Below are 24033 nucleotides of genomic sequence, written 5' to 3' on the forward strand. Positions count from 1 at the left end.
CGTCAAAGTCAATTCAGTTAAACCTGATGAACTTTGACCTTTTTTTTACTTTTGGCTGCCGTTGGCAATCCACTCAGCAATGAGCTTCGCGTCTGCATCGCTTAAGTTTTGTGCAGGCATGGGGATGGCACCCCACACACCTGAACCGCCTGACTTGATTTTGCCTGCAATGTAATCAACTTTGCCTGGATATTTTTTCGCAATGTCGTTAAAGCCTGGACCCACTATTTTCTTGTCGATACCGTGGCATGCCGTACAGACGTTTTTGCTCAACAGGGCCATGACAGCTTTGTTGTCAGCTTTGCCATCTGCCGCTTTGGCGGGTGTGGCTGGCGCTGTACTGGTCGCAGGAGCGCTTGTACTTGTTTTGCCAGTACTGCCTTCTGGCTTGGTGGTGTCGACGCCTTTTTGCTGACCGACCATGCGATTTTGTTCACTCAAGTTGCCATGGGCATTGCGTGCAAAGTCGGGCAAGAAAGAGGCCACTTTGGCTTCGGGTTTGCAATCCTTCATGCAAATCGTGTTTTGCGTATCGGGTTTGCTGGTACCACCAAATTCTTTGCCTGGCCACATGGCGTGTGCGGTGGTCATGCCATTGCGGTTGGGCATCCGTTTTTGCACCTCGGCAATATTTTTGTTTGACAGCACATAGTCATCGGGCACCACGCCAGCCAAGTTCAATAAGAAACCTGTCACTGCGTAGACTTCTTCTGTGGTGAGTGTCTTGGGATTGGTCCAAGGCATGGCACGGTTGATGTAGTCCCACAAGGTTGACACCGTGGCCACCTTCATGATGGTGGTGCGTCCGGGGAAGTCTGTGCGCGTGAGGTTGGCCACACGGCCGGTTTTGATGTCTTCGGCAGTGGTGCCACCAATCAATGGGCTGAAGACCTCATTGGATTCACCAAAAATACCGTGACATTGCGCACATTTGGCTTCCCAAACATCTTGGCCTTTGGCCACAGAACCAGAGCCTACAGGCAAGCCTTTAAAGTCGGGACGAACATCAATGTCCCAAGCTGCCACTTCTTTGGGGGTGGCGTCTCGTCCTACGCCTGGATATTTGGTGCTTTGTGCAAAGGCAGATGCAAAGGACAGGCCGATGGCGATGGCCAGAACAATCTTAGGAAACTTGAACATTTTTCACCTCGCCATTTTCTTGCACCAACCATGACTGAATGGCATTGTTGTGATAAATAGAACGTGTACCGCGAACATCGCGCAGTTGCTTGTACATGGGTTGAACGTACCCAGTTTCGTCTTGTGCGCGGCTTTGGATGATGGCGGGTTTGCCATCCCAGACCCAATCCAAATTGAAGCGGGTGAGCGCTTTTGACAGTACGGGTGTTTCGAGCCTTGCTTGACGCCAATTGCGGCCGCCATCAGTTGACACGTCGACGCGTTTGATCTTGCCTTTACCTGACCAAGCCAAGCCGGTGATGTTGTAAAAACCTTTGTCCAACAAAACTTGACCGCCGGAGGGTGTGGTGACCACGCTCTTGCATTCTTGAATGTTGGTGTATTGACGGTGCAGTCCACTGGGTTGTAAATCGATGTAATGAATGGCTTCGTCTTTGGCTGCGTATGGCTGATCACCCACTTCAACGCGTCGCAGGTATTTGACCCAACTGACACCTTGAACACCCGGCACAACCAAGCGCAAGGGGTAGCCGTTTTCTGGACGCAGCATTTCGCCGTTTTGGCCATAGGCCACCAACACTTCACCTGATGTGATCAGGCTCATGGGAATGGTACGAGTCATGGCTGAGCCGTCGCCGCCTTCGGCCAATACGAACTTGCCATTTTTCAAATCGGCACCCGCCAATTCAAGCAGGGTGATGAGCGGAACGCCTGTGAATTCACTGCAAGACAACATGCCGTGTGTGTATTGCACTGTGGGCACCGCCACATTGCCCCAATCAACCGCCGTATTGGCGCCGCATTCAATGAAGTGAAAACGTGATACGGATGGCAAGCGCATGATTTCGTCCATGGTAAAAACCTTGGGGTTTTTCACCATGCCGTTGATCATGAAGCGATGTTTGGAGGGGTCGATGTCCCACCAGCCTTGATGGTGACGCTCAAAGTGCAGGCCGCTGGGCGTGACGATGCCAAACAAAGATTGCAAGGGTGCAAAAGAAACGGATGCCTGTGTGGTTTGTGTCAAACCAGGGCTTTGGCGTCGTTGCAAATTGGATTCGTACTTGGAGGGTTTGCCGTAACCCTCTGTGGCAACACCCTGGCCAAGTCCAGTGGCGTGTGCGGGCAAATTCAAAATGTTGGGGTCACCACCCTCAGTAGGGATGGGGTTGCCTTGGGCCCAGGCATTGGCGGGCGCTGCAACTGCTGCAACACCTGCCGCTGTTGCTGTAGAGGCTGCTGCAAAAGCACGACGAATGAAGTCACGTCGACCTTGTTTGCCTTCAGCAAAAACCGTTTTGACACCAGCTGGGGTTAAGAAATTTTCAGGGGCTTTTTGGACCCGTCCTGAGGAATTGAATCGCTCTGTCACGTTATCTCCTTGGTCAGCATTGGCAATCACATTGTTGGTTTATATAAGCCAATGCTTATTTATACGGCGTGATTCTCAGCTGTGTGGCTGAACTCAAAATTACAAAAAGTTTGTGTCTGATTGTGATTGACATGCGCACAGAGGAATTGATTTAAATCAATTCCTCTGTGCAACGTAAAAAGTGCTCAATAACGATAGCTTGCCAACAGTTGCCAATTGTTTTGGTTGTGTGAGATGCTGGCGCCAGGTGTTGCCACGGTCACTTTGCCTGCATGCGACATGGCGGCATCTAACTGCCATTGCTTGCTGAGCTGATAGGCTGCACCCAATGTCACGTGGTTTTCCACAATGGCTGGGAACAAGGGGTTGGTCATATCTTTCGGAATGGGGTTGCTGGCCAAATTCAAACCGCCGCGCAATGTCAGAACATCGTTCATGCGATAGGCTGCGCCCAAAGAAACAACTGTTTGATCCGCCCAGTTTTGTGGCATTGCAAAGCTGACGCTGCCACCCATGCCTGCACTGGTGTAGTTCATGGAGAACTGCTTCATCACCTTGGACCATTCAACCCGTTTGACATCTGCTGCCAGGGTCAATGCAGGGCTTGATTTGAAAGCCATGCCGATGGCCAGTGTGGCGGGCATTTGGAAGTTCAAGACCTTGAGTTGCCCCACATCGGCAAAGCCGCCTGGTGCGCTCATGCTTGCGCCTTTGGCAGAAGTTTTCATGTCGCCTTGAGCCGTTTTAAGGTGGTAACTTGCACCCACAGTCAAGTCAGGCGTTGCTTGGTATGTCATGCCCAATTTGCCAGTCCAGCCCGTTGCCTTTGCTGCGCCGCTGAAATCGCTGTTGTTTGAAAAATCAATCCGTGCCCAAGGTGACTGTGCAAGTTGGGGCAAAGCCATGCCTAGATTGCCAGAGGGCATGCCATTGACCATGCCACCCAGTTGTGCACCTGTGGCCGCCATTTTCATGTCCAGATTGGACCAAGCAAAATCCAGTGTCGCACCCACATTCAACTTGTCGTTGACTTGCATGGCAACAGGAAACAGCACACGTCCCACGCTGAGTTCCGAGCGAACATCAGCGCCAGAGCCCATGGCCAAGGCAGAGTTTGCGGCGTATTCTGTGCCCATGCCGCCTTGACCAAACATGCCAACGCCATAGCTTAGGGTACCCGCTTTGCGAACCCAGCCAAAGGCGGGCATGACATAAGAAGTTCCGCCAGAGTTGGCCGTGGGAAAGCCGGGAATGGCTGTGCTCACTTTGGGGCCTAAAACACCTACGGCCAAATCGAAGCGGGTGCCATCAGGACCCATTTGCAAGGTGGCTGGGTTGTTCATCATGGCAGCAGTACCATTTTCAATGGCAGTTGCTGCGCCGCCCATGGCCAGCGCCACAGGGCCATAGCCTTCCAAAATCATGCCGTTGGTGGCCCAAGCAGACGAGCCCGTCATCAAGATGGCGGCAGCAATGGCAGTGGTTTGTTTTTTAAATTGAATGTGCATGTTGTCTCCTCCTGAATATTAAATTTCGCCTTTAGAGGCACGTTCCATCATTTCCCAGATGGTGTCTCTGACGGCATTGGCTTCTTCTTTCAAGGGGGAGGGCAATTTGCGGCCCATCTTGACCATCATGTCCATGTTGAGGGTGTAGAGCCACAGGCCATCTTCTTTTTCAACCACGGTGACGCGGCAGGGCAGGTAGGCCGCCATGTGGGGGCTGAAGTCCACCATGCGGCGGGCAGTTGTGGGGGTGCAGAAAGAATAGACGGTGAGTAACTTCTGCTTTTGGCCTGTTCGTGCTTCAAGTTCTTTTGACAAGGGCAAGGTGCCGACGTCTTTCATGTTGCGCTCAGTGGCGACCTGCTTCAGGATTTGTTCGATGTCGTTGGGGGTCACGCCCTTGGCAACTTTGCGTTCCCAGGTTGTTGCAATGGCAATGTCGCCATTGCCTTCAACCCAACGATCCCACATGCGGCTGGCTTCAGCGCCTGCGCCACTTTCAAGTTTTGCCATGGTACTGATCGTGCCGCAGCCCGTCAGCATCAGGGTTGCTGTTAGTGCCGTCGCCAAAGTGGCTGACTTTAATCCAAAGCGCATGGGGGTTCTCCTGTTTGATCACATCGAACTGTCAAGATTTGCGTGTATTCGCAAATCTTCAGTGATGCAGCGATCATCTTGGAAAATAACCCAGGGGGGTATTGGAATATACCCTAGGGGGTAAGGTAAGCCAGGCGTCAGCCTTTATTTGAATTTGTAATGATCACGGTTCAGTACAGCGGCAACTGCGGTGACTTCTTCGGGGAAAAATCCCAAGTTGAGTTCGGTGTTGCACTGCTCCACCATGCCCCTTAAAAATCCTGGAGTGTTGATTCGGCCTTGTGGCTTGTAGATGGCGCTGCCATTACCGCCTACACGTTTTTGATGGCAGCTGTCGCAGTTGTTCTGGGCGATGAGCTGTGCACCCAATTTCAAGTCGGCATCTTTGAAGAGGACAGGCTGAGCCATGGCAACGTTGCTCAACAGAAATGCGGCCAATGCGAATGTTTGAAGTTTCATGTCAATCTTTGCTTGTGAAATAGATAACCCGTGACTAATTTAACGGATGATGGCTGAGGCATAAGCTGTCAGATGGCCACACTTTGCTAGGTGCTTTCCCTCGTGCAAAGAAGAATTCTTTGTTTGAAGCCTGGGGTTTAGCTGCGCAAGGATTTTCTGGCCAATGCGATGCGTTCATCCAAATAGGCACCATAAAAGTCTGGCAAGTAACCACCTTCCATGCGCTCAACCAACTCTTGTCCTTTTGGACCTAGGAAGATCAGGGTAGGGGCAATGCTGACACGCCATTGCTTGACACATTGGTCATGCGTTTGCATTTGACCGTTGAAGCCTTTGACTGGAAGCTCACTTCTCATGTCCACTTGAACAATGGGAAATCCTTGTTTTTGCATGGGGCTGAGGTGGCTTTCTCTGGCCATTTTGCAAAACGGGCAACCCGCTAAGCTGACCATCACGATCAAGGGCTCTTTGGCTTTCAGGGCCTTTTCAAGTTCATCCGGCAGGGACGTGGCAGCAGGCAGTATGGCCGGTGCAGCTTGGCTTAGGAGGGGAAGGCCAACAAGGGCGCCGGTCAGGCTCAAACCAAGGCGTGACACATACGTTCTGCGTGTCATCAGGTCTTGAGTAACGGCGTTGAGTTGGGACATGGGCAATGAGCGTGAAAAAAAGGGACAATCGGTGGTTTTTCGCTGCAGGAAGCGGAACCAGGTGTCACTTGTGTTGGAGAGTGCGTCTTTAGATATATCAGTAAGTGATGAATTATTGGGGAACTTTGTGAATCTCGCAAGTCTTTTGGAAACCTACGGTGATCATTGGATCTTGGCCATGGGTGGCGCTGTAATTGGACTGTTGTTTGGCTTCAGTGCACAACGCTCTAAATTCTGCGCTAGGGCTGCAGTTATTGAATGCTGTGAGGGGCAGTGGCGGCAAAAATTTGCAGGATGGCTGTTGGCATTTGCTGTGGCCATGCTGATGGTTCAATTGGCCATCACATTGGGTTTATTGAAACCTGAAAGTTCCAGACACTTGGGTTCACAAGGCAGCATCTCTGGCGCGGTGTTGGGCGGCCTCATGTTTGGCATGGGCATGATCATGACGCGCGGTTGTGCAAGCCGGTTGATCATTCTTTCGGGCAACGGCAATTTACGTGCGTTGCTTTCAGGATTGGTGTTTGCAGTAACTGTCCAAGCCACCATCTCTGGGGCCTTGGCACCAGCTCGCCAATTCATGGCGTCTTGGTGGACGGTTGATGGGGGACCCCAGCGCAATATGCTCAATGCATTGGGCACAAACTCTTGGATGGGGTTGGCCATTGGCTTGCTCTTTTTGGGCACCGCCATTTGGCGTTTCCGTGTTTCGGGCGGGACCAAACCCTTGGTATGGGGTAACGTATTTGTTGGCGTGGCCATTGCACTGGGTTGGTTTTTCACGCAATGGATTGCCAGTGCGTCTTTTGAACCGATTCCGCTTCAAAGTCTTTCCTTCAGCAGCGCTTCAGCCGAGTGGTTAACCCGTGTGCTTTACACAGACACAGCCCCACGATTTGGCTTTGACGCAGGCCTGTTGCCCAGTGTTTTTGTGGGCTCTTTCATTGCTGCTTTCTTGTTTGGCGAGTTCAAATTTGAAGGCTTTCAAACCGAAAACAAATTGGGTCACTACCTCACGGGTGCTGTGTTGATGGGCTTTGGCGCTGTGTTGGCCGGCGGGTGTACGGTGGGTGCAGGTATGTCAGGTGGCGTGGTGTTTTCAAACACGGCATGGTTGACACTGCTGTCCATCATGGCGGGTGCCGCCTTGACCTATCGCTTTCTCAAGTCGATTGGTGCACCGACATAAACACGCCCTGCAAAGTCAGTTGGGCCATTGACGCATGTCAATTCAAACTGGCAACTTGTTGATAGCATCTTGATCAGTCCATGCTGATTTGAAGAGGGTTGCCCGTGAGCTTTGCACTGAATGAAGTGATTGAAATTTATGGCGAAGGTACCGTCCTAGCCATCGGCGGCGCCGTCATCGGTATGCTCTTCGGATTCTTTGCACAACGGTCCAAGTTTTGTTTGCGCGCTGCCGTCATTGATTTTTGGCATGGGCATTTCAAAGACAAACTGTCCATTTGGTTGCTGGCATTTTCTGCTGCCGTCATCGGCACACAAGCTTTGGTGTTGTGGGGTGGCTTGGACAGCAGTGGTGCGCGTCAAATTGCAGCGCGTGGCAGTTTGTCGGGTGCCATGGTGGGGGGCTTGATGTTTGGCGTGGGCATGATCTTGACAAGGGGTTGTGCCAGTCGCTTGCTCATTTTGTCGGCCAATGGCAATTTACGCGCCTTACTCTCTGGATTGATTTTTGCCGTGGTTGCGCAGTCGAGTTTGTCGGGGGCACTCATGCCCGCAAGGCTAGCCATCAGTGAATGGTCAACCTTGGACGGCGGACCAGGCCGTGACCTGTTGGCCATGGCAGGCGTAGGTCATGCCACTGGCTTGGCCATTGGCGTTTTGTGTTTGGTCATGGCCATATATTTTGTCAGCCGCAGCACCAGCAAGCCTGTGATGTTATGGGTGGGCGGCATTGGCACAGGTTTGTCAGTGGCTGCTGCATGGGGCTTCACGCAATGGGTGGCCAAAAATTCATTTGAACCGATTCAAATTCAAGGACTGACCTTCAGTGGCCCCTCCGCTGAATGGTTGATGCGGGTGTTGCAATCGCCTGCGCCCAAAATTGGCTTTGAATTTGGCTTGTTGCCGGGTGTTTTCTTGGGTTCTTTTTTGGGTGCCATGGCAGGCAGCGAATTCAAACTGGAAGGCTTCAAAGATGGTTACAGCATGCGTCGCTACATTGCGGGTGCCGTCTTGATGGGATTTGGGTCGATGTTGGCCGGCGGTTGTGCCATTGGGGCAGGCGTAACAGGCGGTGCCATTTTTGCGCTGACCGCATGGGTCACCTTGGTGGGCATGTGGTTGGGTGCTGGCCTCACCGATCGGTGGTTGGATTCTCCCGCCAACCACCGGCACCCTTAGGCGATTGGCTTATTTGCCGCTGAGGTATTCCGCAACCGCGGCCATTTCAAGTGGCGTCATTTTGGCCACGATGGCGTGCATCACAGCGTTGTCGTTGTTGCGCTCACGCGTGTTGAATTGCTTCAATTGCGTTTCAATGTAAACAGCATATTGACTGGCCAAGCGTGGCAATGTCGCCGTGCCATTGGCTTCAGCGCCGTGACAGCTGGCGCATGCTGGCACACCACTGAACTTGTTGCCATTGTGAAAAACATAGTTGCCAACTGCAGCCAAGCCTGCATCTTTGGGCGCTTCTACGGGCACACTTTGTTTTTCAAAAAACTTGCCAATGGCCAACATTTCATCTGGTGTGAGCTTGGCCACCATGTCGCGCATGGCAGTGCTTTTACGTGCACCGCTTTTAAAGTTAGACAGTTGTTTGGCAATGTATTCAGAGTGTTGTCCCGCCAGTCGAGGAAAGACCTCGCTGGACGAGTCACCCTGTGCACCATGGCACAAAAAGCATGAGCCAGAAATGATTTTTTTGGCGCGTGCTTCGTCAGCTTGTCCCCATGCAATTGAGCAGGCGCCCAACGCCAACCATGCAATGGCCAGCGCTTTTGTCAGTGCAGTCTTCTTCATGCCCAATGCTTACGCCAATGTGTCTGCCCAAATGTTGCGAGCCCAGGCCATGGCATAGCGGCCTTCCAATTCGTTGGCCGCGCTAGACACACCACCGGAACCTGGGACTGCCAACATGGTTTTCTTGTCTGCGTCGTAAGCATGTACGCTGGCCACGTGAACCACATCTTCAGAGCTGACAAAGCTGTAGCAGGTGTTGTTGTAGATGGGCATGTTGTTGGGCGTTTTGCCGCTCAACAAGGCAACCACTGCTGCTGCACAAGTTTTGCCGTGTTGGTTGGCCATGTGGCCTGATTTGGGCATGGCGGGTGCAATTTGAATAGAGTCGCCCAACACGTGAATGTTTTTGGCAGCCTTCGATTCAAAGGTGAGGAAGTCGACTTCGCACCAGCGTTTGTTGGCCGTGGCCAAGCCGGATTTGACTGCAATTTCGCCGGCGCGCATGGGCGGAATCACGTTCAGCACATTGGCTTTGACGTCGTCGTTGAATTCAAATTTCAAAGTATTGGTAGCGGCATCAACATCGATGGCGTTGTGCTTGCCGCGGTACTCCACAATACCTTTGTAACGTTCAGCCCAAGCTTTTTTGAACAACGGGCCTTTGGACGTGACATCTTCGTTGGCATCCAAAATGAGGACCTTGCTTTTAGGCTTGGCTTTGCTGAAGTACTCGGCCACTTGGCAGGCACGCTCGTAAGGGCCAGGCGGGCAGCGGTAGGGTGCCAAGGGAATGGACAAGGCGTAGACACCGCCATCGGGCATGGCTTCCAATTGTTTGCGCAATGCCACCGTTTGAGCGCCTGCTTTCCAAGCGTGCAACACTTTGTCTTGCGCACCCGCTTTGTTCAGGCCAGGGATTGCATCAAACATGAAGTCAACGCCAGGCGACAGAATCAATCGGTCGTAGGGCACTTCAGAGCCACCCGCCAATTTGACGATGCGTTTGTCGGGATCGATTTGTGTAACGTAATCTTTGACCAAATTCACGCCATGACGTTTGACCAAATTGTCGTAAGACGTGGTGATGTCGGCCATGGTTTTGCTGCCACCAATGACCAAGTTGGAAATAGGGCAGGAGATGAAGCTGGCATTGGGTTCAATCAAGGTGACTTGAATGCCGTAGTCAGACCACATGCGGACATATTTGGCAGCGGTGGCACCGCCATAGCCACCGCCCACGACCACCACCTTGGGGCCATTGGCACCGCCCGTGGTTGCGCAGCCACTCATGAGGCCCATGGCGCCCAATGCTGAAGTTGCAGAAGCGCTTTGAATAAATTGACGACGTTTCATGACAACTCCTTATTTTTTCTGTGCTGCAAAGTAGCCAGCAATGGCAACAATTTGCTCGTCGCTGTAACCTTTGGCCAACTGATGCATGATGGTGGCAGGCTTGCGGCCTGCTTTGAAATCCATCATTTTCTTGACGATGTCGTCTTTGTTGGCGCCTGCCAAAGCTTCATTGCCAGACTCGGCACGACCATTGGTGCCATGGCAGTTAGAACAACCAGCTGCCCAGCTGCGAACTTGCATGGGGTCGGGGGCATTGGTTTGCGCCTGAGCGCTGGTGGCAAGGCAAACAAGCGCTGCGCCGAAGTAAAGCCAGTTTTTCATAATTTTTGACATGTTTGAAGAAGTTAAAAATGAACGGTTCAACTGAAGGTTCAAGGACGGATGTACACAAAGCCAGACTTGGATTGCAGGTTGGCAACCTCGGCAACGCCAGAGGGCACAACAGAAGCTTCCATCACCACTTTTTCTTTTGGAATTTTGCGAGTTTCAAGCGTGTTGTTGCAGACATCGAACTTCACGCCTTTGGAGGCCAGGTCGCCAATGGTGCCTGCAAAGGGTTGACCTGACGGTGTCATGGCGCCCTCCAATAAAAAATCAATGCCAGGACCGTGCGTGACCACCGTAATTTTGGCGTTGGGGTCGGCGGCCAAGTGATTGCGAATGTTGCCCATGGCGCGAGCTGCTTGCGCCAAGCCTTCGTTGAGGTGGTAAACCACTTTGGTTTGGGCATGTGCTGCTGCAGCGAAGCACAAAGCCAGAGACAGTCCGCATGTGCGAACCCAAGACAATGTATTCATTAGCCACTCCTAATTTATCTAGATGTTAATCTGGCACGAAGCTGCATGGGCACAGTACTAACCCGACTTCAAACTGACTCGAGACTTTCAGTGGCGATTTGGGTGCAGACCGCGCGGCACAGGTCTACAAAGCCTGGGTTGGCGATGCTGTAATAAATTTGTACGCCATCGCGGCGTTTTTGAAGAATTCCGGCTTGGAACAAGGTACTTAAATGCTGAGACATGTTGGATTGCGTGGTGTCGACTTCTTCTAACAACTCGCTGACATTTTTTTCACCAGCACACAAGCAACTCATGATTCGCAAACGCATGGGTGCCGACATCACGCGAAAGATTTCAGCGGCACGGTTGAAAGTGGCGTCGTCTTTTTCGAGTTTTTCGAATTGAATGTTTTTGATTTTGCTGGTTCGCATGAACCGAAATATAGCTTGAAAACCATCTCTCTGTAGCCCCTTGCGAGCCAACAAAGGGCTAGGACCAGCGAGAGACGGATAGAGTCAGCTTATTTTCCAATTTCCGTCCGAACCCATTTGGCCAAATCTGCAGCCGATCTAGCCCCAGAAATTCTGGCCACTTCCTTGCCCCCTTTGAAAATTGCCAATGTGGGAATGCTGCGAATGTTGTGTTTGGCCCCCACCTCTTGGTGCGCCTCAGTGTCTACTTTGACGAAACGAGCATGTGGCTCCAGCATGGCGCACGCTTTTTCATATTCGGGTGCCATCATGCGACAAGGGCCACACCAAGGTGCCCAGAAGTCGACGACCACAGGGACTTCGCTTTTTGCAATTTGTGCTTCCAAACCCGTGGCTGTGAGGCTGGAGGGGTGCTTGTCAAAAAGCGGCTTGTGACAACTGCCGCAAGACAACTCAGCTTCCAATTGCGCTGTGGCAACACGGTTGGTGCTGTTGCAGTGGGGGCAAACCAAATGTGTTTTCATGTGAGTTCCTTTCAAGGTCGTCTAGGACAAGTAGCGATTGTTTTTTGTATTTCAAGCGCATCATGACCTACGGTATTTGAAATGAATTGATCTAAGTTAAGTCCGAGGCGGATGGAATCCCTCATATTGGCGTTGTGCTTCGTGGACTCACCCGAGAAAATTAGAGGGCTTCAACCATGTCAGAAAAAACCATTACCGTTGAACTTCGTCAACGCTCAAAATACCAATTTGACATTGAATTCAGTGAAGGCATGCCGCAGTTGATGACCGATGAGCCGGCACCCTTGGGTGAAGGCAAGGGGCCAACACCTGTTCATTTACTGGCCGCTGCTGTTGGCAATTGCCTGAGTGATGCTTTGTATTTTGCGCTGGCCAAGTTCAAGCAATCGCCAGAACCCATTCATACGGTGGTGCATGCAGAGGTGGGGCGCAATGCAGAAGGGCGCATGCGTGTTCTGCGCATCGAGGCCAAATTGCATTTGGGCTTGGAGGCACACCAGCTTGAGTACCTGGATCGGGTCTTGTCGCAATTCGAAGATTTTTGTACTGTGACGCAAAGTGTGGGGCAGGGCATTCCCATTCACACGCGTGTTTTGGATTCGAAGGGTGTCATTTTGAAAGGCCCTTGACGTTTCAATCAATCGGCGCAAAATGAATCCATTCGCTTCTAAGGAGAATTGTGATGCTCAAAAATGTCGGCGGAATTGATCGCATCTTGCGAATTGTGGCGGGACTTGCATTGATGGCTTTGGCTGCAACAGGCCAAGTGGGTCCTTGGGGTTGGGTGGGCATTGTGGTGTTGGCCACAGGCTTGTTCAGCTTTTGTGGCGCGTATACCTTGTTTGGATTCAGCACCTGTCCAATGCCCAAAGATCAAACGCCAAATGCTTCACCTTGAGATCGCTTAAAACCACTCAATCTGCGGCCAGCCGCGCTTGGCTGCTTCGGCGCGCAGTTTGACATCGCCTTGTGTAACCGTTGCATGGGTCACGGCGGCTAACAAGGGGAGGTCGTTGATGGAGTCGCTGTAACCCCACGATTCCAATTGTTCCCAAGCAAGGCCTTGTTCTGTGCACCAAGTCTTGAGCCGTGCCACTTTACCTTCGCGCATGTTCAGCACGCCTTGCGTACGCCCTGTGAACAAGCCGTCTTTGACTTCGGCTTCTGTGGCAATCAAATTTTGAATGCCCAAGTGTGTTGCCGTGAGCTCCGTGATGAAACGGTTGGTGGCTGTGGTCATGACCACGCGGTCCCCTTTGGTCTGATGCGCTTTGATTTGCGCTTTGCCGTCCGCGCACAAACGCGGTATCACCCACGCCTGTAAAAATTCTTGGCGCAGGGGTTCCCATTCTTGCGGTGACTTTAGTGTGAGAGTGCCAATGTAGAACTCACAAAATGCCTGCACATCCACGGCACCCGATTTGTAATCGCGCGCCATGGCCTCGTTCTTGGCCGAGAAGATGGCTTTGTCTAGCAATCCTTTGTCAATGAGAAAGTCACACCACAGCTGATCGCTGTCGCCATCCAGCAGTGTGTGGTCTAGATCAAACAGGGCTAGGCGCATGTCAGTTGCTGCGCAGGTGCCAAGCTTTGGGACGCGTGAAAGTAGCCAAGCCTTCGCGGGACAGGGTAAGGCCTACACCCGAGTGACCGTAGCCGCTCCAAGGCAGTCGAGGGCTGACGCGGTCGCAGCAGTTCCAGTAGACGGTGCCCGCGCGAACTTGTGACAGAACAGCGCGTGCGTGTTGTTCGTTGGGGGTGTAGACGCCAGCGGTGAGGCCGTACTGGGTGTCGTTCATGAGTTGAACCGCTTCTGCATCGTCGTTCACTTTTTGGATGCCAATGATGGGGCCAAAGCTTTCGTCTCGCATCAGAGTCATGCTGTGGTTGACGTTGTCAAACACGGTGGCTTCAAACCAATTCCCTTTGCCGCCCATGGGGCCTTTGCTGCGTTGACCGCCCAGCAGGCAACGTGCACCTTTGGCTTTGGCATCTGCAATTTGTGCTTCCAACACTTTAATTTGGGGCGTTCGCGTGAGAGGGCCCAGGTAGGTATCAGCGGCCAAGGGATCGCCCATTTTGAACGTGCGGACGGTGTCGACCAAGGCTTGTACAAACTGATCGTGAATGCTGGCGTGCACATAAATGCGTTCGACCGAACAGCAGCTTTGGCCGGCGTTGTACATGGCGCCATCAGCCAGTGATTGCGCAGCTGCCACGGGGTCTGCATCTGCGCAAACATAGGTGGGATCTTTGCCGCCCAATTCCAATTGCAATTTGGTCATGCGAGGGCCCATCACGTTGGCAATGTGCTGGCCTGTGGCCAAAGAGCCTGTGAAAAACATGCCATCGAGTTTTTGAGCCAGCAAAGAATTGCCTGTGTCTGCCGCGCCAATCAGGGTGGCAAACACGTCTGCAGGAATACCTGCTTCGTGGAGCAAACGGCTCATGGCCAGACCACTCATGGCTGCGAATTCGGAGGGCTTGTACAAAATAGCATTGCCCATGAGCAAGCCTGGCACAAACACGTTACCTCCCACAAACCAGGGATAGTTCCACGCAGAAATGTTGCCAATCAAACCGAGCGGAATGTGTTGAATTTGCTCGCACATACCATCTTGGTTGAAGACAGTTACAGTTTTGAGAATGCCCTCAGCTTCAGCCAAAAAGAAATCAACACGACCTAAGAAGCCATTCAGTTCATTGCGTGAATGACCCAAGGGTTTACCGGTTTCCTGCGTCATGATTTTGGCAAGGTCGTCCAGTTGCGTCTCGACCAATCCACGGAAACGTTGGATGCAGGCCATTCGCTCTGACAAAGGTGTGGCCGCCCAAGCAGCTTGTGCATTGCGCGCTTTTTGCGCTTTGATGGCCACCGCAGCACCGTCGTCAATGGGCAGTTGGGTGATCAGTTCTTCGGTGGCGGGGTTGATGACGTCAAGCAGTTTCATAGGAGTCCAATGGGTTCAATGTCTGTGTTGGCCAATGCGGCTTGCTCAAGCTGTAGGCTTGTGGCGGGCTGCATTCAAAAAATCGGTCAGGATAGGGCTGTCGTCCAAGGTCCCCAATGCAGGTTTGTGAAATTCTGGATGCCACTGAACAGCAGCCACATAAGCTTTGCCTTCATGCCGAATGGCTTCTGGAATGCGGTCGTGCGGACAGTAGGCTTCCACCACAAAGTTGGGCGCCAGATCTTTCACACCTTGGTGGTGAATGCTGTTGACCTTGGCCTTTTGGGTGCCGCCTAGTAGTTTCGATAATTTGCTGTTGGGATCGAAGGCAACTTCGTGCATGTTGAGGTCGTATTGCACGCCGTCACGGTGCATCAAGGCTTCAGGCCTTTGTGTGGCAATGTCTTGGTACAGGGTGCCACCAAACGCCACGTTGATCATTTGCATGCCGCGGCATACACCCAATACAGGTTTACCTGCGGCGACAAAGGCTTCAATCAATTTCTTTTCATAGGCATCACGCACACGGTCGCCCGTCCAGCGCGGGTCCATCACCTCTTCACCGTAACTGCCTGGCCACACATCGCTGCCGCCCATCAGCACGACGCCATCTAACCAGTCGGCGTAATCGGTCATTTGCGCATCACCCACTTGCGTATCGCCTTCAGGCGAAGGAATCATGACCGCCAGATCACCTTGCGACATGACCCAGTGGGCCACTGATTGTTCTATGTATTGAAGCGTCTTGCCTTTGAAAATAGGACGCTCGTTGTCTGGGTGGAAAAAGCAAGCCGAGATGCCAATTTTGAGACGTTTGGTATTGGAGGACATGAACGCGCAAGCCTTCAATTACATGGCAGCCTTGAACAGCTTCTCAAAATCGGCTGCAGTGCAAGGACGTGGGTTGGTTTGATGGCAGATGTCGGCGGTGGCAATTTCAACCAGGCGCGCCATGTGTTCTGGCTTCACGCCATGAGTGGACAAGCTGCCTGTGATGCCGATGGACGCTTTCAATTCTTTGAGCCATGTCACGAAGGCACTGCCGCCGCCTTTGACATTGCAAACATGGGCCAGTTCGTTGAATTTTTCGGGCACGGCTTCGTAGTTCCAAGCCATGACCACATCGATCATGAGCGCATTGGCCAAGCCGTGGTGCATATCGACCACCGCACCCAATGCATGTGCGCAAGAGTGCACCGCCCCCAAATCTTTTTGGAACGCAATGGCGCCCATCATGGACGACATCATCATGTCGCTGCGGGCTTTGAGGTTGCTAGGCTCGTGGACCGCAGTGTGCAGCGCTGCCGCGCCAATGCGAGTGCCTTCTAAAGCGATGCCATCGCACAAGGGGTGGTAGGCAGGTGACAAGTAGCTTTCAATGTTGTGCGTCAGCGCATCCATGCCGGTGGCTGCGGTAATTTTGCCGGGCAAGCCCACGGTCAATTCTGGATCTGCAAAAACCGTTTGTGCCAACAACTTGGGATGGAAGATCACGCGCTTTTGGTGTGTGTCGTCCTCGCTGACCACGCTAGAGCGACCCACTTCTGAGCCAGTGCCAGAGGTGGTGGGCAAGGCCACAAAGTAAGGCAGGGCACCTGAGATGCTGCGCACCTTGGGATGGTCCCATGCGTATTCCAAGATGGGGCCGTCATGGGTGGCCGACAAGCCCACCACTTTGGCCACATCCAATGAGGCACCGCCACCCAAGCCAATCACGCAATCGGCCTTGTGGGCATTGAAAGCCACGCCGCCTGCTGTCACTTGTGAGGCGGTGGGGTTGCCATGCACACCGGCATAAACGGCGACATCTAAGCCAGCCAAGTGGCTGATGAATTCGGCCATGAGGGGCAGGTCTGCCATGGCTTTGTCGGTCACGATGAGAGGGCGCTTGTAGCCTAAATCTTGGAGGTGTTTGCCCACCAACTTGCGGGCGCCCACGCCAAAGTGGATGGGGGTGGGGAAGGAGAATTTATCAATGCTCATGAAGGTGTCCAGTTGGGTCTGAAAAATTAAATGATTTCGAAATAGCGCTTGAGTTCCCAATCGGTCACGCCATCGAGCCATTGGCGCCACTCCCATTCTCGGGTGGCCGCAAAGTGATCCACAAATGTATCGCCTAACCAATCGCGTGCTACTTTGGACTGTTGGAAATTGCGGGTGGTTTCGATCAGTGTGCGGGGTGCACGGGGAATGTTCTCGGCACCACCGTTGGTGCCATGAATGGCCGGCGCGGTGAGCTTCATGCCTTTTTCCACGCCGTCCAAACCGGCAGCAATGACGGCTGCCATGGCCAGGTAAGGGTTGACGTCGGCGCCAGGGCAACGTGTTTCGAGGCGAGTCGATTTGGGCGAGCCAGAAATGACGCGGAAGCTGGCCGTTCGGTTGTCGATGCCCCAAGTGGGCTTCACAGGTGCCCAGAAACCATCCACCAAGCGCTTGTAGCTGTTGATGGTGGGCCAGAACATGGGGGCAAATTCCATCAAGTGCGCAACTTGCCCTGCCAAGTAACTTTCAAACACTTTGCTCATGCCATGACGGCCTTTGGCGTCGGCAAACAAATTCATTTTGCCATCGCTCAGGCTTTGGTGAATGTGGCCGCTGCAGCCCGGAAGTGCGGCGTTCCACTTGGCCATGAAACTGGGCATGATGCCAAAGCGTGCGCCAATTTCTTTGGTGCCTGTTTTGAACAAGATGGCTCGGTCGGCTTGTGTCAGCGCATCGCTGAAGGCAATGGCGGCTTCGTAAACACCTGGGCCTGTTTCGGTGTGCAAGCCTTCAATGGGCACGCCAAATTGAAGCATTTCATCTTGAATGGCGTTGAAAAACTCGCGGTTTTGATTCATGCGCAGCAAAGAGTAACCAAACATGCCGGGTGTCAAAGGAGTAGGGTCGACCCCCTTTTTGTGCTGCCATGAATGCGAGTCTTCTAAGAAGTTGAACCATTCAAATTCCATGCCGCACATGGGGCTCACCCCTAATTTTTCGGCGCGCTTCAGGACTTTCTTCAATGTTTGGCGAGGGCACAGGGGATGGGGTGTGCCATCGCTGTTCACAAACTCGCCAATGAAGAAGGGCACGTTGTTGTCCCAGGGGACATTGCGCGCCGTGTTCAAGTCCAGGCGCGCCAGTGCATCTGGGAAGCCATGTTGCCAGCCCGTGACGGAGGTGTTGTCGTAGCACTGATCGGACGAGTCCCAACCAAACACCACGTCACAAAAGCCAAAGCCACCCGCAGGGTAGGGTTCTGCTGCGCCTTTGAATTTGTCGATGTGCAAGTACTTGCCACGCAAAATGCCGTCGATGTCACTCACAGCCACTTTGACTTTTTGAGCACCGCTTTTTTCAACCGCTTTGAGTGCGGGGTGTACTTTGGAGGTGGCCATGGTTTGTCCTTTACAAATTCAATGCGATAACAAGCATCAAGCGGGTGCGCCGCTGGCAATGCCCAATTCTTTCAATGTGAGTGCCACGGCATGCACGGCTTGTTGCATTTCAATGGGGCCAATGGCGCCAATGCAACCCACACGGAATGTTTCAATTTCAGTCAGCTTGCCAGGGTACAAAATGAAGCCATGCTTTTTGGCAGCTTCGTAGAATTTTCTGAATTCGTAGTTGGCATGCGCGGGCGCATGGAAAGTGACAATGATGGGTGCTTGCACAGAAGGGTCAAGATAAGGTTTGAAGCCCAGTGCTGCCATGCCCTCGATCAAGGTTTGGTAATTGCGCTGATAGCGTTTCAGGCGGGCAGGTTGGCCGCCTTCGTCTTCAAACTGCTGAATGGCTTCCGCCAAAGCGACCATCACATGGGTGGGGGGTGTGAAGCGCCACTGGCCCGTTTTCTCCATGTACACATATTGATCGTGCAAGTCCATGGCCAGCGAGGTGTTGTTGCCTGCGCAGTTGTCCAAAATGGCTTTGCGAATGAACACAAAGCCCATGCCAGGAACGCCTTCCAGGCATTTGCCACTGGCTGCAATGAGGGCATCGAAGCGGGTGCTGCGGGCATCAATTTCAATGGCAGCAAACGAGCTCATGGCATCGACAATCAAGCCCTTGTTGTGCTTTTCGCAAACCTTGGCCACTTCGTGCAAAGGGTTCAAAACACCGGCCCCTGTTTCGCAGTGAATCAAGACCACATGCGTGATGCTGGGATCTTTGACGAGCAAAGCTTCAAGTTCAATGGGAGAGACAGCTTTGTCTTCGGGTGTGGGTACCAATGTGGTTTTGCGCCCCATCATGGTGGAAATTTTGGCCGCACGTTTGCAATAGGCGCCGTTGTCCAACACCAAAATATGACCGCTGGGTGGGACCACTGTGGCCACTGCAGCTTCAACGCTGAAAGTGCCGCTGCCTTGTAAGGGCACCACCACATGAGTCTCTTGCCCCTGAATTACATTCAGCAAACTCTTGCGCACTCGTGCTGTCACGGCAATGAAGTCGCTGTCCCAAGAGCCCCAATCTCGCAGCATGGCCAATTTGGTTCGCAAGGTGGTGGTGAGGGGGCCGGGGGTGAGGAGAATGGCTTCGCGTTGCATGATGGAAATGTCTCTGTCGTTAAATGGATGCGTGAGATTAAATTGAACAATTATCGAACGCGCCAAGCTTGAGTTCGCTTGTCAACAAACCAGCTTAATAGCGCAAACAACAAAGTGGCCACGGTGGAAATTAATCCAATGAGCACCGCCATGGCGGCTGCGGCGCCAATATCGCCGGCCTCATCCAAATTCAAGATGGCAATGGAGGCTACTTTGGTTTCGGGTGAATACAAAAACACCACTGCCGAGATGGTGGTCATGGCATTGATGAAAAAGTAGCGCGCAATGTCCACCATGGCTGGCGTGCAGATAGGCAAGGTGACGCGCCAAAAAGTTTTGTAAAACGGCACTTTGAGCGAGGCACTGACTGATTCAAATTCGGCATCCAAAGATTTCAAAGCGGTGGTGGCCGTGAGGTGTCCAGTGGTGTAGAAGTGAACAATGGTGCAAAGCGTGAGCAAGGCCATGCTTTGGTACATGCCATGCAAAGGGTTGTTTGGCATGTTGAAGAAAAAGATATAACCCAAGCCCAAAACCAAACCAGGCACAGCCATTGGGATGACTGCCAGCAATTGAAGCGGTGCGCGCACGGCATTCATGCCTTTTGTTTTTTCAAGCAGGTAAGCAGTGACAAACACAAGCAAGGTGCCAAAGAATGCAGTGCCGCTGGCCATCTTCAGGCTGTTGACAAAGCCTTCACCTACTTCGCCATCCACCAAACCCAAGGTGTAGTGACGCAGGCTAGGGCTCAGGTCATAGGGCCAGAAGCTGGCAAAGGAAGCAAACACAGCCATGCCCAACATGGCCAGCATCAGGATGGCAATGAAGGTGCAATAAACCAGCATGATGGCATCGTGCCGCGCATTGGGTTTGGGCTGATAAGCGACTGCGCGGGCACTCAGCATGGCGGTCTGTCGTGCGCTGACATAGCGGTCAACGGCGAAGCTCAAGACTGCAGGAGAGAGCAGCAACAAAGCCACCACTGAACCTTTGGAAAAATCTTGTTGGCCAATCACCAATTTGAAAATATCGGTGGCCATCATGTTGAAATTGCCGCCAATGACTTTAGGAATGCCAAAGTCGGTCATCACCAAGGTGAAGCTAACCAAGGCGGCAGAGATCAAGCCATACTTGGCGCCAGGCAAGGTGATAGTGAAGAACTTGCGTTGGGTGCTGGTGCCCAGTGCATCGGCCGCTTCGTACAAGCGCGCATCGGCCAGTGCAAGTGCTGTGACCAAGATCATCAAAACATGAGGAAACGCTGCAAAACATTCTGCAATCACCACGCCTGCAGGACCATAGATTTGAGAAATGCCAACGGCTTGCATGGCATCTTTCAAAACGCCCTGGTTGCCAAACCAATAAATGAGGGAAATGGCAGACAACAAGGAGGGTGCCAGCAATGGAATCAGGCTGATGGATCTGAACAAAGTTTTGCCTGGCATGCAACTTCGCGTTAGTGCATAAGCAAACACAAATGCCAGGGGCACCACAATGAAGGTCACCAAAAGCGACACCCACACGCTGTTCCACAAGCTGTCTAGTAGGGATGGCGTTTGCAGGTAGCCTATAAAGTTACGCAGCCCCACAAACTGTCCTTGATCATCTTGTGCTGCCTGTTGCAAGATGGCAAGCAACGGTGCTGCCAAGAAGGCCAGGAGAATGAGCAGGACCAGGGCAAGTCCAGCAAAGCCAAACCACTCACTCCAATGCGTGCGTTGTTTGACGTGAGTCAGTGCGAGAGTCATGCCTGGTTTAAAACAATTTGATGCGCTCTGGCATCAGTTTGAGAGGAATTGTTGATCCAGCTTGCAAGTTTTGTTCTGCAAGAAAGTTCAGTGACAAATAAACGGTGAGTGGTTTTGGCGTGATAGCAGGTGCCATCACATGCACATGGCAAAACGCGCCTAAGAATTCAATCTCATGGATGCTTGCCTGAAAGACGCATGCATCTCCTGCCAAGATGGGGCGTGCCAAAACATCTTCTGGACGTAAATACACTTTGATAGGGCCTTCTGGATGCTGATTTGCAGGGATTTCAGCCAGTGGAATTCGCATGTCGCCCAGTTGCAATGCTTGACCTGAAACTGTGCCATCCAAGACATTCACTTGGCCCACAAAATCTGCCACAAAAGCGCTGGCAGGCTCTCTGTAAATTTCGGTGGGTGTGCCCACTTGTTCAATGCAACCGTGGTTCATGACCACGATGCGATCGGCCATGCTCAGGGCTTCCTCTTGATCGTGCGTCACCATGATGGTCGTCACGCCCAAGCTTTGTTGCAAAGATCTGATTTCTTCGCGCAGTCGAACGCGCTCTAAAGCGTCTAGGGCTGATAAAGGTTCGTCTAGCAGCAACAAGCCAGGTGAAGTGGCCAAGGCACGCGCTAACGCAATGCGCTGTTGTTGCCCGCCAGACAGTTGGCTGGGATATTTGGTACCGCTGCCTGGCAGGCCTACCAACTTCAATAATTCTTGAACGCGTTGGTGAACGACGTCGCGTGCCACTTTGCGATTCACCAAGCCGTAGGCGACGTTGTCGGCAATGCTAAGGTTGGGAAACAAGGCGTAGCTTTGAAACACGATGCCGTAATCTCGCTCGGCGGGATGGGCGCTCGAAATATTTTTGCCATCTTGGAAAATCACACCACGCGATTGGACTTCAAGTCCTGCAATGATCCGAAGCAGAGTGGTTTTGCCGCAGCCTGAGGGGCCTAAAAAGCAAACCAACTCACCTGGAACGATGTCCAAGTTGATGTCTTGCAAGGCAACAAAGTTGCCAAAGGCTTTGTGTAGGTGTTGAAGAGAAAGATAAGGACTTGCAGACATGAGTGACCAACAAAAAGGCCGCCTTGGCAAGGCCAGGCGGCCATTTGGTAAAAATTAACGCTTTTCAGATTTACCGTTGTAACGTGCATTCCACTCGTTCAGGATGCGTTCACGTTGCTCTGCGGCGTATTTGAAGTCCAGCTTGACCAAGCGTGACTCGTAATCTTTGGGCACATTGGGCAAAGGGTCTGCCACACCGGGGTGTGCTGTGATGGCAAAGTTTTTGCCGTAGAGTTTCATGGCATCTTTGCTAGAGGCCCAGTCTGCCAATTTCTTGGCAGCGTCCAATTTCTTGGTGCCTTTGTGAATGGCAAAAGATTCCAAGTCCCAGCCCAAGCCTTCTTTGGGGAAGACCAAGTCGATGGGGGCGCCTTTGGCTTTGTTGGCGTTCGCGCGGTATTCAAAGGCAATGCCCACCACGTATTCGCCACTAGACGCCATGTTGCAAGGCTTGGAGCCAGAGTGTGTGTACTGCGCAATGTTTTCGTGCAATGCGTCCATGTACTTCCAGCCGCCGCCTTTACCGTTTTGGTCGCCAAACAAAGTCAGCCATGCAATGACGTCAAAGTAACCGGTGCCGCTTGAAGCGGGGTTGGGCATGACAACCTGACCTTTGTAGATAGGTTTGGTCAGGTCTTTCCAAGTTTCAGGTTTTGGAATGTTGCGTTTTTTGGCTTCAATGGTGTTGAAGCAAATGGTGGCGCCCCAGACGTCCATACCCCACCAAGCAGGTGGGTTGGCCTTGTCGCGATACTGCGGCATGATGGCGTCCAAGTTGAGGGGGGCGTAGGGCTCGAGCATGCCGTTTTTGTTCATCAACTCGAGGCTGGTGGCAGCGACGCCCATCACGGCATCCGCTTGGGGGTTGGCTTTTTCGGCCAGCAGTTTGGCGGTGATCACCCCTGTTGAGTCGCGCACCCATTTGAGCTCAATGTCTGGGTAGACCTTGTTAAAGCCTTCTTGATAGGCTTTCAATTGGTCAACCTCCAACGCTGTATAGACCAGCAGTTGGGTTTTTTGAGCCCAGGCCATAGAGCCTAGCAACAGACCGCCCACAAGAAGGGCTGATTTGTAAAGTGCGCGCATACGTCATCCTTATCAAGTTAAAACCAACTACTTTCCACGCACGCTGTGACAGCGCTGTGACAAGCCCGTGAAAATCATTGGAATCGAAGATTTAAAGCATGTCAATTGTTTTTTGTAAATTGTTGACAATTGACTAAGTTGTGATCAAATTCGGTGCATGCCGAACGAAACTGTTCTCTCGCCTGCACCGCTTTCAAGCGTCAGTGAGGCCAATGCCACCATCTCCCTGTTGCAAAAACACTCGCTGACGGGTGCGGTGCAACAGGAGATTGAGCGCTTGATCAATGAGGGCGAGTTGGGCCCTGGCGACAAACTCACGGAAGCTTCCCTCGCAGAGCGTCTCGGCGTGTCGAGAGGGCCCGTGCGAGAAGCCTTCCGAGTGTTGGAAGAGGTGGGCTTGGTTCAACTTGAGAAAAATCGAGGCGTGTATGTCAGGCAAATTCCATTGGAAGAAGCCCTTGAGATTTTTGACCTGCGCGCCATGATTGAAGCGCACGTGGGCAGCACCTTGGCGGCCAACGCCACGGAAGAACAGTTGTTAAGTTTGCGAACCTTGGTGACCCAAATGGAGCAGGCGGTCAAGGTGGAAGACGAGGCCACTTATTACCGCTTGAATGTGGAATTCCATGAAGCCATGGTGGCCTATGCAGGCAATAAGAAACTCATTGCGATGTACCGCAAACTCACACGCGAGTTGAGTCTGTTTCGACGGCGCAATTTCTCAGATCATGCCTTGTTGGTGACCTCAGTGAATGAACACCGCGACATCTTGGATGCCATCGGTTCTCGCAACGCAGCCAAATCTGCAGAAGCACTGCGACAGCACGTCCTGATGAGCCGCGAAAGAACGATACGCAATTACGTTAAATATTCTGAGCGCAAAGCGCCTTAAAAGGAAAA

26 protein-coding genes are annotated in these 24033 nt (G+C 52.5%); 5 read left to right on the forward strand and 21 right to left on the reverse strand.

The window, feature by feature from the left end; all coding sequences use genetic code 11:
* Positions 1-45 precede the first annotated feature (45 nt).
* The 6 genes from L103DPR2_RS05985 to L103DPR2_RS06010 all read right to left on the reverse strand — a co-directional run bounded on the left by L103DPR2_RS05985 (position 46) and on the right by L103DPR2_RS06010 (position 5720).
* Complete coding sequence (locus L103DPR2_RS05985) at positions 46-1140, reverse strand: c-type cytochrome (RefSeq protein ID WP_055360194.1); 1095 nt, start codon at positions 1138-1140, stop codon at positions 46-48.
* A complete protein-coding gene (gene soxC, locus L103DPR2_RS05990) occupies positions 1124-2512 on the reverse strand; it encodes a sulfite dehydrogenase (RefSeq protein WP_055361890.1) in 1389 nt (462 codons plus the stop codon). Before soxC ends, L103DPR2_RS05985 begins: the two co-directional genes overlap by 17 nt.
* A 185-nt stretch (positions 2513-2697) precedes the next feature.
* Positions 2698-4020, reverse strand: coding sequence for an OmpP1/FadL family transporter (locus tag L103DPR2_RS05995; RefSeq protein ID WP_055360195.1), 1323 nt, complete (start codon positions 4018-4020; stop codon positions 2698-2700).
* A gap of 18 nt (positions 4021-4038) precedes the next feature.
* Positions 4039-4614 carry a DUF302 domain-containing protein gene (locus tag L103DPR2_RS06000; protein WP_055360196.1) on the reverse strand — a complete coding sequence of 192 codons (576 nt, stop codon included), beginning with the start codon at positions 4612-4614 and terminating at the stop codon, positions 4039-4041.
* A 144-nt stretch (positions 4615-4758) separates the two neighbouring features.
* The gene (locus L103DPR2_RS06005; RefSeq protein WP_055360197.1) at positions 4759-5073 is read right to left on the reverse strand and encodes a hypothetical protein; all 315 of its coding nucleotides are present in this window, start codon (positions 5071-5073) and stop codon (positions 4759-4761) included.
* A 137-nt stretch (positions 5074-5210) separates the two neighbouring features.
* Positions 5211-5720, reverse strand: a complete 510-nt coding sequence (locus L103DPR2_RS06010; protein WP_231717693.1) for a thioredoxin fold domain-containing protein — start codon at positions 5718-5720, stop codon at positions 5211-5213.
* 127 nt (positions 5721-5847) lie between these two features.
* Between L103DPR2_RS06010 and L103DPR2_RS06015 the strand changes: the two genes are divergently transcribed.
* Positions 5848-6909, forward strand: a complete 1062-nt coding sequence (locus L103DPR2_RS06015) for a YeeE/YedE family protein (protein ID WP_231717694.1) — start codon at positions 5848-5850, stop codon at positions 6907-6909.
* A gap of 104 nt (positions 6910-7013) precedes the next feature.
* A complete protein-coding gene (locus tag L103DPR2_RS06020; RefSeq protein WP_231717695.1) occupies positions 7014-8087 on the forward strand; it encodes a YeeE/YedE family protein in 1074 nt (357 codons plus the stop codon).
* A 9-nt stretch (positions 8088-8096) separates the two neighbouring features.
* On the opposite strand, the gene L103DPR2_RS06025 is transcribed toward L103DPR2_RS06020, so the two are convergent.
* The 6 genes from L103DPR2_RS06025 to trxC form a co-directional block, all read right to left on the reverse strand.
* A complete protein-coding gene (locus L103DPR2_RS06025) occupies positions 8097-8708 on the reverse strand; it encodes a c-type cytochrome (RefSeq protein ID WP_055360198.1) in 612 nt (203 codons plus the stop codon).
* Positions 8709-8717: 9 nt separating this feature from the next.
* A complete protein-coding gene (locus L103DPR2_RS06030; protein ID WP_055360199.1) occupies positions 8718-10001 on the reverse strand; it encodes an NAD(P)/FAD-dependent oxidoreductase in 1284 nt (427 codons plus the stop codon).
* Positions 10002-10010: 9 nt separating this feature from the next.
* Positions 10011-10334 carry a c-type cytochrome gene (locus tag L103DPR2_RS06035; RefSeq protein WP_231717696.1) on the reverse strand — a complete coding sequence of 108 codons (324 nt, stop codon included), beginning with the start codon at positions 10332-10334 and terminating at the stop codon, positions 10011-10013.
* A 38-nt stretch (positions 10335-10372) separates the two neighbouring features.
* The gene (locus L103DPR2_RS06040; RefSeq protein ID WP_055360201.1) at positions 10373-10798 is read right to left on the reverse strand and encodes a DsrE family protein; all 426 of its coding nucleotides are present in this window, start codon (positions 10796-10798) and stop codon (positions 10373-10375) included.
* Positions 10799-10866: 68 nt separating this feature from the next.
* On the reverse strand, positions 10867-11211 hold the full coding sequence (locus L103DPR2_RS06045; protein WP_055360202.1) for an ArsR/SmtB family transcription factor: 345 nt from the start codon (positions 11209-11211) through the stop codon (positions 10867-10869).
* A gap of 89 nt (positions 11212-11300) precedes the next feature.
* Positions 11301-11735, reverse strand: coding sequence for a thioredoxin TrxC (gene trxC, locus L103DPR2_RS06050; protein ID WP_055360203.1), 435 nt, complete (start codon positions 11733-11735; stop codon positions 11301-11303).
* Between the two features lie 176 nt (positions 11736-11911).
* On the opposite strand from trxC, the gene L103DPR2_RS06055 reads away from it, so the two are divergent.
* Positions 11912-12364: an OsmC family protein gene (locus L103DPR2_RS06055; protein ID WP_055360204.1), complete on the forward strand. Its 453-nt coding sequence runs from the start codon at positions 11912-11914 to the stop codon at positions 12362-12364.
* A gap of 53 nt (positions 12365-12417) precedes the next feature.
* A complete protein-coding gene (locus L103DPR2_RS06060) occupies positions 12418-12633 on the forward strand; it encodes a YgaP family membrane protein (RefSeq protein WP_055360205.1) in 216 nt (71 codons plus the stop codon).
* Between the two features lie 6 nt (positions 12634-12639).
* Here L103DPR2_RS06060 and L103DPR2_RS06065 read toward each other — a convergent pair whose 3' ends face one another.
* Genes L103DPR2_RS06065 through L103DPR2_RS06105 form a run of 9 tightly spaced genes read right to left on the reverse strand, consistent with a single transcriptional unit; the run spans position 12640 to position 23133 of the window.
* Positions 12640-13299: an HAD family hydrolase gene (locus L103DPR2_RS06065; protein ID WP_055360206.1), complete on the reverse strand. Its 660-nt coding sequence runs from the start codon at positions 13297-13299 to the stop codon at positions 12640-12642.
* A 1-nt stretch (position 13300) separates the two neighbouring features.
* Entirely contained in the window at positions 13301-14686 is a 1386-nt protein-coding gene (locus L103DPR2_RS06070) for an aldehyde dehydrogenase family protein (protein WP_055360207.1), read from the reverse strand.
* Positions 14687-14731: 45 nt separating this feature from the next.
* Entirely contained in the window at positions 14732-15517 is a 786-nt protein-coding gene (locus tag L103DPR2_RS06075) for a gamma-glutamyl-gamma-aminobutyrate hydrolase family protein (RefSeq protein WP_055360208.1), read from the reverse strand.
* An 18-nt stretch (positions 15518-15535) separates the two neighbouring features.
* Entirely contained in the window at positions 15536-16669 is a 1134-nt protein-coding gene (locus L103DPR2_RS06080; RefSeq protein WP_055360209.1) for an iron-containing alcohol dehydrogenase, read from the reverse strand.
* Between the two features lie 26 nt (positions 16670-16695).
* Positions 16696-18069 (reverse strand): glutamine synthetase family protein, encoded by a 1374-nt coding sequence (locus tag L103DPR2_RS06085; protein WP_055360210.1) that lies wholly within the window; start codon positions 18067-18069, stop codon positions 16696-16698.
* A 36-nt stretch (positions 18070-18105) separates the two neighbouring features.
* Entirely contained in the window at positions 18106-19221 is a 1116-nt protein-coding gene (locus tag L103DPR2_RS06090; protein WP_055360211.1) for a 2-aminoethylphosphonate--pyruvate transaminase, read from the reverse strand.
* Between the two features lie 50 nt (positions 19222-19271).
* On the reverse strand, positions 19272-20969 hold the full coding sequence (locus tag L103DPR2_RS06095) for a putative 2-aminoethylphosphonate ABC transporter permease subunit (RefSeq protein WP_055360212.1): 1698 nt from the start codon (positions 20967-20969) through the stop codon (positions 19272-19274).
* A gap of 7 nt (positions 20970-20976) precedes the next feature.
* Positions 20977-22047 (reverse strand): putative 2-aminoethylphosphonate ABC transporter ATP-binding protein, encoded by a 1071-nt coding sequence (locus L103DPR2_RS06100; protein WP_055360213.1) that lies wholly within the window; start codon positions 22045-22047, stop codon positions 20977-20979.
* Positions 22048-22101: 54 nt separating this feature from the next.
* Positions 22102-23133 (reverse strand): putative 2-aminoethylphosphonate ABC transporter substrate-binding protein, encoded by a 1032-nt coding sequence (locus tag L103DPR2_RS06105; protein ID WP_055360214.1) that lies wholly within the window; start codon positions 23131-23133, stop codon positions 22102-22104.
* 157 nt (positions 23134-23290) lie between these two features.
* Between L103DPR2_RS06105 and L103DPR2_RS06110 the strand changes: the two genes are divergently transcribed.
* Positions 23291-24025, forward strand: coding sequence for an FCD domain-containing protein (locus tag L103DPR2_RS06110; RefSeq protein ID WP_055360215.1), 735 nt, complete (start codon positions 23291-23293; stop codon positions 24023-24025).
* The last annotated feature ends 8 nt before the right edge of the window (positions 24026-24033 follow it).

This window comes from Limnohabitans sp. 103DPR2 (assembly GCF_001412575.1).
In the GTDB taxonomy this organism is placed as follows: domain Bacteria; phylum Pseudomonadota; class Gammaproteobacteria; order Burkholderiales; family Burkholderiaceae_C; genus Limnohabitans_A.